General features: G+C 34.4%; 14 protein-coding genes. 12 read left to right on the forward strand and 2 right to left on the reverse strand.

The features are described 5' to 3' along the window. The first annotated feature begins 48 nt into the window (after positions 1-48). The 4 genes from CXF67_RS13755 to CXF67_RS13770 all read left to right on the forward strand — a co-directional run bounded on the left by CXF67_RS13755 (position 49) and on the right by CXF67_RS13770 (position 7,011). Entirely contained in the window at positions 49-351 is a 303-nt protein-coding gene (locus CXF67_RS13755; RefSeq protein ID WP_015026006.1) for an N-acetyltransferase, read from the forward strand. A gap of 118 nt (positions 352-469) precedes the next feature. After that, a complete protein-coding gene (gene uvrA / locus CXF67_RS13760) occupies positions 470-3,307 on the forward strand; it encodes an excinuclease ABC subunit UvrA (protein ID WP_102089273.1) in 2,838 nt (945 codons plus the stop codon). Between the two features lie 9 nt (positions 3,308-3,316). Further along, complete coding sequence (locus tag CXF67_RS13765; protein ID WP_015026008.1) at positions 3,317-4,003, forward strand: LOG family protein; 687 nt, start codon at positions 3,317-3,319, stop codon at positions 4,001-4,003. 200 nt (positions 4,004-4,203) lie between these two features. Next, the gene (locus tag CXF67_RS13770; RefSeq protein WP_102089274.1) at positions 4,204-7,011 is read left to right on the forward strand and encodes a gluzincin family metallopeptidase; all 2,808 of its coding nucleotides are present in this window, start codon (positions 4,204-4,206) and stop codon (positions 7,009-7,011) included. Between the two features lie 58 nt (positions 7,012-7,069). Here the strand turns inward: CXF67_RS13770 and folE are convergent, their stop codons facing one another. Then, the gene (gene folE, locus CXF67_RS13775; protein WP_102089275.1) at positions 7,070-7,654 is read right to left on the reverse strand and encodes a GTP cyclohydrolase I FolE; all 585 of its coding nucleotides are present in this window, start codon (positions 7,652-7,654) and stop codon (positions 7,070-7,072) included. A 3-nt stretch (positions 7,655-7,657) separates the two neighbouring features. After that, positions 7,658-8,203, reverse strand: coding sequence for a peptide-methionine (S)-S-oxide reductase MsrA (gene msrA / locus CXF67_RS13780; protein ID WP_102089276.1), 546 nt, complete (start codon positions 8,201-8,203; stop codon positions 7,658-7,660). 130 nt (positions 8,204-8,333) lie between these two features. On the opposite strand from msrA, the gene CXF67_RS13785 reads away from it, so the two are divergent. The 8 genes from CXF67_RS13785 to udk all read left to right on the forward strand — a co-directional run bounded on the left by CXF67_RS13785 (position 8,334) and on the right by udk (position 15,859). Then, the gene (locus CXF67_RS13785) at positions 8,334-8,993 is read left to right on the forward strand and encodes an ABC transporter ATP-binding protein (RefSeq protein ID WP_102089277.1); all 660 of its coding nucleotides are present in this window, start codon (positions 8,334-8,336) and stop codon (positions 8,991-8,993) included. Next, on the forward strand, positions 8,977-9,756 hold the full coding sequence (locus CXF67_RS13790) for a TIGR02757 family protein (protein WP_102089278.1): 780 nt from the start codon (positions 8,977-8,979) through the stop codon (positions 9,754-9,756). The genes CXF67_RS13785 and CXF67_RS13790 overlap by 17 nt, the downstream gene beginning before the upstream one ends. A gap of 74 nt (positions 9,757-9,830) precedes the next feature. Then, positions 9,831-11,042, forward strand: a complete 1,212-nt coding sequence (locus tag CXF67_RS13795; RefSeq protein WP_102089303.1) for a sensor histidine kinase — start codon at positions 9,831-9,833, stop codon at positions 11,040-11,042. Positions 11,043-11,050: 8 nt separating this feature from the next. Continuing rightward, positions 11,051-12,973, forward strand: coding sequence for a BatA domain-containing protein (locus CXF67_RS13800; protein WP_102089279.1), 1,923 nt, complete (start codon positions 11,051-11,053; stop codon positions 12,971-12,973). A gap of 5 nt (positions 12,974-12,978) precedes the next feature. Next, positions 12,979-14,229, forward strand: coding sequence for a dihydroorotase (locus CXF67_RS13805; protein ID WP_102089304.1), 1,251 nt, complete (start codon positions 12,979-12,981; stop codon positions 14,227-14,229). After that, positions 14,219-14,572, forward strand: coding sequence for a DUF4870 domain-containing protein (locus CXF67_RS13810; protein WP_102089280.1), 354 nt, complete (start codon positions 14,219-14,221; stop codon positions 14,570-14,572). The genes CXF67_RS13805 and CXF67_RS13810 overlap by 11 nt, the downstream gene beginning before the upstream one ends. Continuing rightward, complete coding sequence (locus tag CXF67_RS13815; RefSeq protein WP_102089281.1) at positions 14,573-15,229, forward strand: alpha/beta hydrolase; 657 nt, start codon at positions 14,573-14,575, stop codon at positions 15,227-15,229. Positions 15,230-15,250: 21 nt separating this feature from the next. Then, positions 15,251-15,859: a uridine kinase gene (udk, locus tag CXF67_RS13820; protein WP_015026019.1), complete on the forward strand. Its 609-nt coding sequence runs from the start codon at positions 15,251-15,253 to the stop codon at positions 15,857-15,859. Positions 15,860-15,868 lie beyond the last annotated feature (9 nt).

Consider the following 15,868-nt stretch of genomic DNA (forward strand, 5'->3'; position numbering starts at 1 on the left):
GTAATTTAGTTTTATGGATTTAACGATCTTACACAAATCATTCAAAAAATGAAAACAGTAGAATTTGAAGTTATAAAAAATGATTTCCAAAGGCAGTATGAAGCTAAAATTGAAGGTGAAATATTAACGGCTGAATTTTCTGAGCAAGAACGCAAAATTTTTCTTACTAAATTGACTGTTCCAGATGCTTATAAAGATTCTGAAATTCAAAATATTTTCATTTCAAAAATCCTCGATAGCTTTAAAGATACTCGCTTTAAGGTGATGCCTACCTCTCCTGAGATCGCGAAATTTTTCAGAAAAAACAGACTAAAATACAAAGATTTACTACCTGCTGGCATCTCTATTTAGACTATCCTGTCTTATGTCGAATATGTGTATTCAATTAAGGTTTCAACAATACATAAGCTAATGGTATTAAACCCAAAAACCTCATTTTGTTTACTTAAATTCGCGCGTTGAAATCGCTATGGAAAAAAAAGAAGAGTTTATTGAAGTCCTTGGGGCTAGAGTTCATAATTTAAAAAACATCGATGTCAAAATACCTAGAAATAAGCTTGTGGTCATCACAGGCTTATCTGGTTCTGGAAAATCTTCATTGGCCTTCGATACTATCTACGCAGAAGGTCAACGCCGGTATATAGAGACTTTTTCGGCTTATGCTAGGCAATTTTTGGGTGGATTGGAACGTCCAGATGTTGATAAAATTGATGGCTTATCACCTGTTATTGCTATCGAGCAAAAAACCACGTCAAAAAGTCCAAGAAGTACTGTAGGAACCATCACAGAAATTTACGATTTCCTCAGACTTTTGTATGCACGAGTGGGTACAGCTTACAGTTACAAGACTGGTGAAAAAATGGTAAGCTTCACCGATGAACAAATTCAAAATAACATAGTAGAAGGCTTTAAGGATAAGCGAGTAAATATTCTCTCTCCAGTTATACGCTCTCGTAAAGGCCATTATAGAGAATTATTCGAGCAAATTGCTAAGCAAGGTTTTCTAAAAGTAAGAATCGATGGAGAAATAAAAGACATCGAAAAAGGCATGAAGGTGGATAGGTATAAAATCCACGATATAGAGGTTGTCGTAGATCGAATAAAAATCGATGATGATATCAACTCTAGCAAACGTTTGAGCGAAAGTATTGCTACAGCGATGAAGCAAGGCAATAATGTGATGATGATTCTAGAACATGGCAAGGAAAAGCCTAAATTCTTTAGCCGTAATTTAATGTGCCCGACGTCTGGTATTTCTTACCCCAACCCAGAGCCTAATAATTTTTCATTCAATTCCCCAAAAGGCGCTTGTCCTAAATGCAATGGATTAGGTGAGGTTTTTGAAATTAATCTAGATCGTATCATTCCGGATCCTAATCTCTCAATTAGAGAAGGTGGCCTCGAGCCTCATGGTAAGGAGAAAAAAAACAACTGGGTTTTCAAACAGCTTAAAGCCATTGCAGAACACTTCGATTTTGATTTAAAAGATCCAATTGAAACTCTACCTGAAGAAGCTTTGGATATTATTCTGCACGGAGGAAAAGCAAGATTCGAAAAATATAGCGATACCTCTAAAGTTAATAAAACATTCAGTTATAATTTTGAAGGTGTTGCCAAGTTTATTGAAGATACTTTTAATCAAAAAGAATCTTCGGCATCGCTAAAACGTTGGGCCAAAAAATACATGGATAAAAAGCCCTGTGAAACCTGTCAAGGAAGTAGACTACAAAAAGAATCTTTATACTACAAAATCGACGATAAAAATATCGCAGATATTGTGAATATGGATGTAGACGAATTGGTTGTTTTTTTTAAGGATTTACTATCTAGACTCGAGAAAAGCGAAAAAAAAATAGCGGAAGAAATCATCAAAGAAATAAAAACTAGACTTTCGTTTTTGGAAGATGTTGGGCTAAACTATCTAAACTTAAACAGAGGCTCCAAAACCCTTTCTGGAGGAGAAGCCCAAAGGATAAGACTTGCCACGCAAATAGGATCTCAACTTGTGGGGGTCCTTTATATCTTGGACGAACCTAGTATTGGCTTGCACCAACGTGACAACGAAAAACTTATCAATTCTTTAGTCTCTCTTCGAGATTTAGGAAATTCTATAATTGTCGTAGAGCATGATAAAGATATGATAGAGCGCGCAGATCATGTCATAGATATTGGTCCTCATGCTGGTAAAAATGGAGGACAGATTATTAGCGAAGGCACTCCAAAAACAATTCTCACTCACAACACACTTACAGCAGATTACCTTTCTGGAAAAAAGAAAATTGAAATTCCGGAAAAGAGAAGAAAAGGCAATGGAAAGCATCTCCACCTTATGAATGCGACTGGTAATAATCTCAAAGATGTCTCTATCAAAATTCCTTTGGGAAAGCTTATTGTAGTGACAGGAGTATCTGGAAGTGGAAAATCCACACTTATTAATGATACTTTATATCCGGTGTTAAATAACTATTTTTTTAATGGTAAGATGGAGGCTTTACCTCATAAAACAGTGAGAGGCTTAAAACATCTAGACAAAGTCATTGATATTAACCAATCCGCTATTGGAAGAACACCACGCTCCAATCCTGCAACTTACACAGGCGTTTTCGGAGAAATACGAAACTTATTTGCTAAAACGCCAGAGGCCTTAATTCGAGGCTACAAGCCTGGACGGTTTAGTTTCAATGTAAAAGGTGGTCGGTGTGAAACGTGTAGAGGAGGAGGCTTAAAAGTCATAGAAATGAACTTTTTGCCAGATGTATACGTGGAATGTGAAACATGCATGGGCAAACGGTTTAACAGAGAAACTTTGGAAATACGATTTAAAGGAAAATCTATAAGTGATATCCTGCAAATGACTATTGATGAATCAACTGATTTCTTTGAGCCTATCCCAAAAATCTATCGCAAACTGAAAACAATAAAAGACGTAGGTTTAGGTTATATCACATTAGGTCAACAGAGTACCACCTTATCTGGAGGAGAGGCACAACGTATAAAACTAGCCTCAGAACTTTCCAAAATCAGCACTGGAAATACGTTTTATATATTGGACGAACCTACCACAGGACTTCACTTCGAAGATATTAAAGTTCTTATGGAAGTTTTACAAAAACTCGTAGATAAAGGAAATTCGGTATTGATTATTGAACATAATATGGATGTGATAAAGCTAGCAGACTATATATTTGATATCGGTTATGAGGGAGGAAAAAAAGGAGGACAACTCGTTGCAAGAGGAACTCCAGAACAAGTCGCTAAAGACAAAAAAAGCTATACAGCAGAATTTTTAAGAAAAGAACTCAACTAATACTTTATTATGGTAGATAAACAATACAAAAATTTGAACGCAATAAAGACTAACGACAGTTGGGCTTTATTTAAAATCATGAGTGAGTTTGTTTATGGATATGAACGAATGAGTCAGATAGGTCCATGTGTCTCTATATTTGGGTCTGCAAGGACAAAACCTGAGGATAAATATTATGAACTAACCGTGAAAGTAGCAAGTAAAATTGTAGAGCAGGGTTATGGGATTATTACAGGCGGCGGACCTGGTATAATGGAAGCAGGAAACAAAGGCGCTAACCAAGGAGGAGGAACTTCGGTAGGACTTAATATTGATTTGCCTTTTGAACAACATGAAAATCCGTATGTAGATGCAAATAAAAATTTAGATTTTGATTATTTCTTTGTTAGAAAAGTCATGTTTGTAAAATATTCTCAAGGCTTTGTAGTGATGCCAGGTGGCTTTGGAACTCTTGATGAACTCTTTGAAGCGATTACATTGATACAAACAGGAAAAATTGATAAATTCCCTATTATATTAGTTGGTAAAGACTATTGGAGTGGACTTATGGACTGGATAAAATCAACCTTAGCTGAAAAATTTAAAACAGTTAGTACTAAGGATTTAGACTTGATCGATCTTGTAGATACTGAAGATGAAGTCGTTGATATTTTGGATAAATTTTACAATGAATACGATTTGAGTCCAAATTTCTAAATAGCGATGTCAAATTCCTTTTGTTAGAAATTTCTTAATTTAATTTGGCAGCGTCAACCTAAAATTTAAGAGTTACGGCAAGAAGTCATTAATTTAAGCGTTTTACGTACATATCAAATTGGATATTCCTACCCTTTTGATTGGTTACTATGTTTTAAAAATTAAAAAATGCCACATCCAGAAAAATTTACAGTATCACATTGAAAACTACTTACACCTTTTTCCTTTTAAGCCTTACTTCTATTTTGAGCTTTTCTCAAAATAAAATTATTTCTGATATTCAATCGTCTGAAGATTTAAAAACCTTCATCATCGAACAAACGATCACGTATGAAAATACAAGTGGTAAAGCCTTGGAGACCATTTATTTTTACAATTGGTTAAATGCATTTTCCGACAAGGAAAGTCCTCTTGCTAAGCGTTACGCTCAAGATTATGTTCGTAGATTTCACTTTGCTTCTAGTCTTGAAAGGGGTGGTACACAAATTCACTCGTTATCTACAAATCTTGGAGAATCCCAATGGAGGTATGTTGAAGGGCAAGTCGATTTAATTGAGTTAGATTTAGACCAAGCTTTAGCACCAAAAGCTTCTATAGAGGTCAACCTTCATTATACCTTGACCATTCCAGATCAAAAATTTAATGGCTTTGGCTGGAAAGAAAGAGAATTATTACTTAAAGATTGGCTAATTGTTCCCGCTGTTTATGGAAAAGACTGGGTCCTATATAGCCATAAAGACCTCAATGATTATCCTTCTCAAAAACTGGACTACGACATTACTATTCAGGTTCCAGATCAATACACTATTCGCTCCAATTTTGACCAAACCCAATCTACTGGAGATCTAGCAGGTTTTCAAAAAATAAAGCTTAAAGCGAAGCAAATGGTTGGTTCACCCCTTTTTGTAAAACGCATTGATAATTTTGAGGTGATACAAACAGATCATGTAAAGATTTACACCAATTTAAAAGATAGTGACTTACGTCCAGAAATTGAAGCACTCATAACCGATAGGATTGTTTACTTTCTTGAAGAAAAATTAGGTGAATTTGGATTCGAAACTATGCTTATTACAGAAGAAGAATATAACCTTTCTCCTGTATATGGTCTAAATCAACTTCCTAGTTTTATCCGGCCTTTCCCAGATGGGTTTCAATATGATATCAAACTCTTAAAAGCCATAACAAATCAATACTTAAGAAGGTCTTTCTTAATTGATGCAAGAAAAAATCAATGGTTTTTAGACGCGATTTTAGTAAAAACCATGATGGATTATGTAGAAACCTATTATCCAGATGTAAAATTATTAGGGACTTTTTCAGATTTCTTTGGAGTGAAGTGGTTTTACGCTTCCGATCTGATGTTCAATGATCGATATCAATTTATTCATGAAACTACTATAAGACAGAATTTAGGTCAAGCCGTCGATTTTCCACAAGACAGTCTACTCAAGTTCAATCAAAATCTTTCGAATCCTTATAAAGGCGGTTTAGGTTTCAAATACTTGGAAGATTATTTAGGCACAGAAACAGTGAATGAAAGTTTAAAACTTTACTTTGAAAAAAATAAATTAAAATATTCAGATCCTGATGATTACTTTGATATTCTTTCCTCTTTAACCGATAAGGATATCTCATGGTTCTCTACCAATTATTTAGGAAGCAATAAGGATATTGATTTTAAAATAGATAAGATTACTAAGGTATCAGATTCTATTAAAGTAAGACTCTTAAATAAGACTAAAAATCCTATGCCTGTAGCCGTATATCAACTTAAGGATAAGAAGGTGCTTTCAAAAGATTGGGTGAATGCTTTTTATAACGATACTATAATTTATTTAAAAGATCTTGGAAGTAACCAATTAGCTGTAAATTATGAAGAAATAATTCCTGAATTTGATCAAAGAAATAACTTTAAAAGCAGGGGTAAAATATTAAATAAACCATTCCAGTTCAGGATATTTGAAGATATTGAAGATCCAAAATACAACCAGTTATTTTTGGTACCAGAATTCACCTATAACTTATACGATGGTTTGGCTATTGGCCCAAAGTTATACAATACGTCGTTGCTACCTAAACAATTGAGCTATAAAGTCACTCCTAAATATGGCCTAACCAGCAATGCTTTGGTAGGAGGAGCTTCTGTAAGTTACACCCAATTTTTTAAGGAAGAGGATTTATTTGCGGTTAGATATGGGCTCAATGGCTCTAGGTTTTCTTACGATCGGGACTTATTTTATAACCGATATTCAGGATTTATAAGCATGACCTATAGACCTCAGGATTTAAGAGATAACAGTAGGCATAATTTATCTGTAAGAACTGTAAATGTAGATCAAGATGAAAGTGAGTTTGTAGAAACAGAGGAGCCTAGCTACAACATATTTAATATTCGGTATAACTTTTCAAATAAAAATTTAGATCGGTTTTTAACCTCTTCTATAGATTACCAAATTTCTAAAAAATTCAGCAAAGTCTCGACGACGTTTAGTTTTAGAAAACTTTACAATAATAACCGTCAAATTAATTTTAGATTTTATGGAGGTTTATTTTTATATAACGATACGCAAAATTCTAACTACTTTAGTTTTGCTTTAGACAGACCCTCAGATTATTTGTTTGACTATAATTATTATGGAAGAAGCGAAGAAAGTGGGCTATTCAGTCAACAATTTATTATGGCAGAAGGTGGTTTCAAGTCTCAATTTGATCAGCGTTTCGCAGATGATTGGATAGTCTCTACCAATGTAAGTACCACCATTTGGAATTGGATATTTGTTTATGGAGATGCTGGTTTTTTTAAGAATAGTTATAGCAATCCGCGCTTTGTTTACGATTCTGGAATCCGACTTAATTTTGTTGAAGATTATTTTGAGCTTTATTTACCCATCTATTCAAACAATGGTTGGGAATTTAGAGATGTGAATTATGATGAACGCATTCGGTTTCTTGTGACCTTAGATTTATCGACACTTTTTAAACTCTTTACCAGAAAATGGTATTAAAAAAAAACTGCCTCAATTAAGAAACAGCTTTATTTGCGATTTTAAAATCTATAAATAATTATCCTATAAGTTTCAAAAACTCACTTCGTGTTTCTTGATTTTTAAATTCCCCTCTGAATCCCGATGTAGTTGTTGCTGAGTTCTGTTTTTGCACTCCTCGCATCATCATACACATGTGCTGAGCCTCAATAACCACACCGACTCCTTTTGGTTGTAAGGTGTCGTTTATGCACTCTAAAATATCATGAGTTAAACGTTCCTGAACTTGCAACCGTCTGGCGAACACATCTACAATTCTAGGAATTTTACTTAAGCCTACAATTTTTCCATTAGGAATATATCCTACATGAACTTTACCAAAAAAAGGCAACATATGGTGCTCACACAAGGAATACAATTCGATATCTTTTATTAAGACCATATCCTCATAAGGTTCTTCAAACATAGCCCCAAGAAGAATTTCTTCTGGATTCATGTTATATCCCTGTGTCAAAAATTGCATAGCTTTAGCAGCTCTTTCTGGTGTTTTTACAATACCATTTCTAGTTGTATCCTCGCCGATATTTTTTAAAATAGACTCATAACTGGATTCGATTTCGTCAACGTAAGGTTGAGAATGTTCTTCATCAGTTTTATAGGACATAAATTAAGGTTTAAGTTGATGACTGAATTTGTTTCTCAAAGTGGCCAATTTTGGCTCGATGATAAGCTGGCAATATCGGTTTTCTGTGTAGTTATTATAGAAGTTCTGGTGTTCTTCTTCAGCCGAATAAAATTCTGATGCTTTGGAAATTTTGGTTACGATTTTATCCTTAAAAATTTCTTCTGAGTCTAATTCATATATAATCAACTCAGCATCTTTTCTTTGTGCTTCCGAATGGAAAAATATATCGCTTCTATACTGCTCACCCACATCGTAACCTTGTCTGTTTAAGGTAGTTGGATCATGAGTGGAGAAAAAGACATATAGCAATGTTTTATAATCAACAACTTCTGGATCGTAAATAATTTGAATGGCTTCTGCATGACCTGTTCTTCCCATAACGACTTCGCGGTAGGGTGGATTTTTTATAACACCACCTGTGAATCCAGACTTTACATCTTTCACTCCTTCTAGCCTTTGGAAAACGGCTTCTGTACACCAGAAACACCCATTTGCAAAAGTGGCTTTTTGTAAATTTTGAACTGACATAAATTTAATTTTGTTGAACAAATTTACATTAATATTAAACGATATATTTTCATTTAAGGAAAAATTAGTAGCTGAGGAAATCTTTTTTAATTCAGATTTTATTCTGACTTTTGAATTTTAAATAAATTCTATGATAAAGGCCAAACATATCAACAAACATTACGGTGAACTGAAAGTCTTAAACGATATCAATTTACATATTCAGAAAAAAGAAATCATATCTATAACTGGACCTTCAGGTGTAGGTAAAACTACTTTGTTACAAATTCTTGGTACTTTAGAAAATCCAAATAAATCACCGAATTCTTCTATTGAAATTAACGGTAAAAACATAAATGATCTCAATAAAAAAAGTTTAGCGCGATTCCGAAACGACAACATTGGTTTTATTTTTCAATTTCATCAGCTGTTACCAGAATTTACAGCTCTTGAGAATATTTGTATTCCTGCATTTATTCATAAAACGCCAAAAGCAGAAGCAGAAAAACGAGCTAAAGAACTCCTTGGCTTCTTGGGACTAGAGCATAGAGCTTCACACAAGCCCAATGAGTTGAGCGGAGGCGAGCAGCAAAGAGTAGCCGTAGCAAGAGCACTTATTAACAACCCTTCCGTTATTTTTGCAGATGAACCCTCTGGAAATTTGGATACTGCCTCTGCAGAAAAATTACATCATTTGTTTTTCAGATTAAGAGAAGAGTTCGATCAAACTTTTGTAATTGTAACACATAATAAAGAATTGGCCAATATGGCCGATCGTAAGTTAGAAATGAGAGATGGCCAATTTGTCTAAATCAAAATTACTTCAGTTAAAGCCTTTTTTAGACGAAAAAGTGCAATTGTACAATCAGTTTAAGTTTATTGCAACAGATCCTATTTCAATTCCTCATAAGTTTCAAAAAAAGGAAGATATCGAAATTGTAGGATTTCTTATGGCTACCATAGCTTGGGGAAATCGCAAAAGCATTTTAAAAAATGGTGAGCAATTGTGTCAAATACTACAGTTTGAACCCTATGACTTTATAATGAATCATTCTCCAAAGGATCTTGATGCTTGTCTGGGTTTTGTTCACAGAACCTTTAACGCTAATGACCTTAAGTACTTTATAACAGCTTTAAAACACATTTACACCAATTATGGTGGTTTGGAGGCCGTTTTTTCTAAGCAAAAAGAAGGAACTTTACAGACTTCTATTCATGAATTTAAACGTATTTTCTTTGAATTGGAGCATCAGTCACGAACAGAAAAGCATGTGAGTGATCCTTATAAAAATTCCGCAGCAAAGCGTATCAATATGTATTTGCGATGGATGGTAAGACATGATAATAATGGGGTAGACTTCGGTATTTGGAGAAGTATATCCACTTCTTCTCTATCTTGCCCACTAGATGTTCATTCTGGGAGAATAGCAAGAGAACTGGGGCTTTTAAAAAGAACTCAAAACGATGCCAAAGCAGTTCTTGAACTTGACCTAAACTTAAGAATATTAGATCCTAAAGATCCCGTGAAATATGATTTTGCACTCTTTGGACTTGGTGCTTTTGAAAGCTTTTAAATCTAGTTAACAAAATCTATTTTTTGTATATTGCAGAATATTTTGAATATCTGCTTATAACATTCTTAATGAAGATGAAAACCAATCAAAAGACAGAATCACAACGGCTAAAAGCTTTAAAGTCTCTAAATATCTTAGACACTCTGCCAGAGCAAGACTACGACCAAATCACAAAGTTGGTTTCCTTTATATGCGATACCCCCATTGCGATGATTTCTTTGATAGATAAGGACAGGCAATGGTTTAAATCTAAAGTAGGAGCAGATTATTGTGAAACCGATAGAGAGTATTCTTTTTGTAACATAGCCATACAATCTGATGAAGAAATCATGGAAGTTTTTGACGCTAGAGATGATTTTAGATTCAACGGAAATCCACTGGTTTACGGAGATAAAAAAGTTATTTTTTATGCAGGTGTGCCCTTGAAAGATAAGAATGGGTTTGCTTTGGGGACCCTATGTGTGGTAGATCACCAACCAAGAACCTTATCTGAAAAACAAAAAGAAAGTCTGATGTTTCTGGCTAACCAAGTCACCAGGTTGTTTGAACTTCAATCTATCAATGATGGCTTAAAAGAAACTCAAAAGCAGCTTAAAGAAAAAAATATCCAACTCAAAAACTTTGCAGGAGTCGTCTCTCATGATATGAAAATGCCGCTTGCCAGCATGATTGTGACTGTAGACGTACTCAAGGCTAAATACAAAGATATTTTGGACAATGCAGGTCTAGAGTATCTTAACAACCTCAAGAAGTCTTCCTTTCAGCTGAGTGATTATATATCGAATATTTTAACCCATTATGAAAGTGACTCCATCACCAATAATGAAGAATCATTAAAAGAATTTGATGTTCACTCCCTCATAGAAGATATTGTGGAAATGCTAGATATTGGAAATGATTGTGATCTTAGTTTTCCAGAAGAAAGCATCGCTATTTATACCAACAGGGTTGCCTTAGAGCAAATTCTGCTAAATTTGATTGGCAACAGTTTGAAATACAATGATAAACCTAAAATTGAAATTGATATCGATTTTAAAAAGGAACCAGATGCCTATAGATTTATTGTAAAAGACAATGGTATCGGTATTGCAAAAGATAAACAAAAAGAAATTTTCAATTTATTTTCAACAGTCGCCGGTTACGACAGAAAAGGAAATAAAGGAAACGGTATTGGTCTATCAACGGTTAAAAAAATGATACACAATCTAGGTGGAAAGATTTCTGTTGAATCTACCGAAGGTGAAGGAACTACTTTTGAATTTACCATTGAACAAATACATAATTAAAATACCTGATGATTTTTGAAAAGCCAGATGTCCTCTACTTTCTCTTTTTACTTATCATACCAATTTTAATTCATTTATTTCAATTAAGAAAATACAGAACGACCAAGTTTAGCAATGTTGCCCTCTTAGAAAAAATTAGGTTACAATCTAGGAAAAGCTCAACAATCAAGAAATGGTTAGTTTTAATGACCAGACTTATGGGTCTGGCTTTTTTAATTTTAGCCTTTTCCAAACCCTATATTCCAAATACAGAATCTGCTTTAAAAGATACTGAGGTCGCTATTTATATGGATAACTCATTTTCCATGGAGTTGCCCGGAGATCAAGTCAGTTTATTGGAAGAGACCAAACAAAATTTATGGGATCAACTCGGCGAACAACAGCAATTCTCTTTATTTACAAACAACAACAGTTGGAAGCATACCAACAAAAGCGATATAAAAAATGATTTTTTCAATATAGATTTTACTCCTGTTAGCCTTGGGTTTCAGACCATTCTCCTTAAGGCAGAGTCTATGTATAAAAATCAGGAGACAAGTAAAAGTTTATTTATCATCACCGATGCACTTAATTTTGAAGACACTCCAGATCTCAAAACCACCAAGACTATTGACCTCAATTTTATAATTAAAGAGCCTAAGAGTCTTAAAAATTTTTATATCTCCTCTGCTAAGTTGGAAGAGAAAAATTCTAACTCTGAACTTCGTATTGAAATCAAATCCAGTCTAAGCATCGATAAAGACATTACGGTATCACTGTATGACGGATTAAACCTAATTGCTAAAGCAAGGGCTACCTTTAAGGACCAACTCACCTCCAACGTAAGTTTTGAATTGGGCGATACCGATTTTAAGAAAGGGCGGCTAGAACTTGAGACCGATGGGATGTCTTATGACAATACCTTGTATTTTAGTTTAAATCAAAATGACCCTATTCGTATTCTCTCACTTCATTCCAAAGAAAAAGAAAAAAATTCTTTTCTCTCCTCCATTTATAAGTCAGATCGATTTAGTTTTGATGTCAACTCTATAACAAATCTTGACTATTCAAAAATCTCAAATGCCGATCTTATTATCTTAAATGAGATTGAAAATTTCAGCCCTATTCTTAAAACTAACCTAGAGAAATTTTATAGAAACGCGGGGACTTTGGTAATCATCCCTTGTGAAAATGCTTCAGAAACTACCTATTCTAATTTTGAGTTAAGTGAAGCGATCTATTTCAATTCAAATTCAAATAAGCGAGATATTACAACCATCAGTTACAGCCATCCTTTATTTACGAGTGTATTTTCGGAAGATATTCAAAATTTTGATTATCCTTCAACATCCAAAAGCTTAGAAATTAACCCTTCTTTGTCTCCTATTTTAAAATATAGCAATGGGTCCTCCTTTCTAGCAGAACAAGATCGTCTCTATGTTTTTTCCTCATCTCTCGATACAAGATTTTCAAATTTCATAAACTCTCCGTTAGTTGTTCCTGTGTTTTACAATATTGCCTTGCAAAGTAAATCTAAGCCTCTACTCTACTCTACCATTGGTAGCGATGAAACTTTTACTGTAAAAACGACTCTTGGCCAAGATGAGATACTACAGTTAGTCAGTTCAAATCAACAAGTAATTCCAAAACAGACTAAGCTTGGAAACACCATACAAATCAACACCCAATACCAGCCTGAAATCGCTGGTCATTATGAATTAAAACAAAAAGACTCCACGCTTCTTGACTTAAGCTTCAATTATAATAGAGAAGAAAGTGATTTACAAGCCCTTGATTTAGAAAATCAAAACCTTGTAAAATTCAGTACAATCCAAGAGGCCTTTAATTCTTACACAGAAGCAAGGAAAATCCTTGAGCTTTGGAAATGGATGCTTATTTTTGCCCTTGGATTTTTTCTATTAGAACTATTAATCTTAAGATTTTTAAATTGATACCTATGTCTTCCCTTCTCCTTAAATCTGCAAAAATCGTTGATTCTGAAAGTCCATTTCATCTTCAAACAAAGGATATCCTTATTGAAGAGGGGACTATCACTCAAATTGAAGATAATATAAATCATGAAGGAAAGTGTGTTGATCTCCCCAACTTGCATGTCTCCAACGGTTTTTTTGATAGCTCTGTTAGCTTTGGAGAACCTGGCTTTGAAGAAAGAGAAACTTTGGCCAATGGAGTTAAAACAGCTAGACATTCTGGATTTACAAGTTTTTTACTCAATCCAAAATTGAATCCTATTACAGATAATCATTCTGCTGTAAAATTTTTACAACAACAAATCAACACTCAACTTATAGATATAAAGCCCTTAGGAGCGTTAACTAAAGGTTTTGATGGACAGCATTTAGCAGAGTTATACGACATGCAAATGGGAGGTGCTGTAGGCTTTTATGATTTTAAATCCCCGGTAGTAGATTCCAATTTATTTAAAATTGCCCTTCAATACGTAAAGAGTTTTGATGGTTTAATTTTTTCATATCCACAAGACAAACCTATAGCGGCTAATGCCCAAGTGAATGAAGATGAATTCACCACTTACATCGGTTTAAAGGGGATGCCCAACCTAGCAGAAGAATTGCAGATTGCTAGGGATCTTTATATTTTGGAATATACAGGAGGCCGACTTCATATTCCTAACATTTCAACACAAGGTGCTGTAAAACTGATTGAGACAGCCAAAGCAAAAGGATTGAACGTCTCCTGTAGCACAGCTATTGCACACCTTTACTTCAATAGTGAAAAACTTGAGGGTTTTGATAGTAAATATAAAATTTTACCACCCTTAAGAACTCTAAAAGATCAGGACGCCTTATTACACGCTGTAAAAGAAGGCATTATTGATATGGTAACTTGCGACCACGAACCCATGGATATTGAACATAAAGACCTAGACTTCGAAAATGCTAGTTATGGAAGTATTGGTTTGGAGTCGTCATTTTCAGTCTTAAATCAATTATTTGGGGTAGAAAAAGCAGCTGAATTGTTATCTAAAACTAAAAGAACGTTTAGACTATCAACTTCAAAAATTGATACTGAAGAACGTGCAGATTTAAGCTTATTTGAACCTCATTCAGAATATATTTTTAAGACACAACATATCCACTCTAAATCTAAAAATAGCATGTTCTTAGGGGAAACCCTTAAGGGCAAGGTTTACGGAAGCATCTATAACGACTCAATTTATGAAAATTAAAGCAGAAGGAAGCGGAAAAACCGCAGCCATAGTGGCCTACTTTACCATTTTTGGAAGTATACTGGCTTTATTTCTCAACTCCGACGAGAATAAGCAAGAATTTGCCAGTTTCCATATACGACAGGCTTTGGGTATCAATTTTTTGATCATCTTATTTGGTGTGATCGTCAATGGACTCTATGATAGTTTTACCGAACTATTGAACATGATGCTTGGTTCTGCCTTTTATCTTTCTTATTTTATTTTATGGATTTATGGCTTTATAGGAGCCGTTTCTGGTAAGGAAAATAAGGTCCCACTTATTGGAAATTTATGTCAACGCCTTTTTAAAAAACTAACTTAAATGACTACAAAAGATTTATCTCTTACGCATTTGGTAAGACCCTCAAGCTTAACCGACAATGCCCCACTTATAGTAATGCTGCACGGTTATGGCAGTAACGAGAATGATTTGTTTTCCTTTGCAAACGAATTACCAGAGGAATACATCGTTATATCTTTAAGAGCTCCTCATGCCATGCAACCTTCAGGAAACGCCTGGTATGCCATCAATTTTGATGCTCAAAAAGGAAAGTTTAGCGATATAGAAGAGGCTGTCCTATCTAGAAAGTTAGTCAAAATATTTCTGGAAGAAGCTATTGAAGCTTATCCTATCGATAAAAGCAAGGTTACCCTTTTAGGGTTTAGTCAAGGCACTATTTTGAGTTTTGCTCTAGCGCTTTCCTATCCTGAAGTTTTTAAAAATGTCATAGGCTTATCTGGCTATGTGGACATCAATATGATTGAAGCTGGCTATGAATCAAAAGATTTTAGTCATCTGAAAGTTTATAATTCACATGGAAGTGAAGACCAGGTGATTCCTGTTGACTGGGCTAGACAAAACAAGCCATTATTAGACAAGCTGAATATCGATACGATTTATGAGGAATATCCTGAAGGGCACGGAATTAATCCTCAAAACTTTCAGAGTTTAAAAAACTGGCTGAAAGCACAACACTAACTAAAAATTTAAAATTTCATTATGCTTATAATTGGCATTGCAGGAGGGACGGGAAGTGGAAAAACCACTGTAGTTAATCAAATCATCAATGAGTTACAACACGATGAAGTTGATGTTATTTATCAAGACTCCTATTATAAAGATTTGTCACATCTTTCTATGGAAGAAAGAAAGAGAAATAACTTTGATCATCCAAAATCAATAGATTTTGACCTTTTGGTAGACCACCTTAAGATTTTAAAAACCGGGGATTCCATTCACCAGCCAGTTTATTCTTTTACAGAACACAACAGAACGGATGAGACGCTCATTACTAAACCAAGGAAGGTGACGATCGTAGAAGGAATTCTCATCTTTACCCATCCTGATGTTAGGGAGATGTTCGACATTAAGATTTTTGTACATGCCGATAGTGACGAACGCCTAATGCGTCGTCTCAAAAGGGATATTAAAGATCGAGGCAGGGATTTAGATGAAGTTTTGAATCGCTACAAAACGACCCTAAAGCCAATGCATCAACAGTTTATCGAACCCACTAAAGAGTATGCCGATATTATTATTCCAAATAATCGTTTCAATACGGTAGCAATTGATATTGTTCAAACCATTATCAAAGAAAGACTCCTGTAATTTTAGTAA

The sequence above is a fragment of the Psychroflexus sp. MES1-P1E genome (assembly GCF_002836055.1).
Lineage (GTDB): Bacteria > Bacteroidota > Bacteroidia > Flavobacteriales > Flavobacteriaceae > Psychroflexus.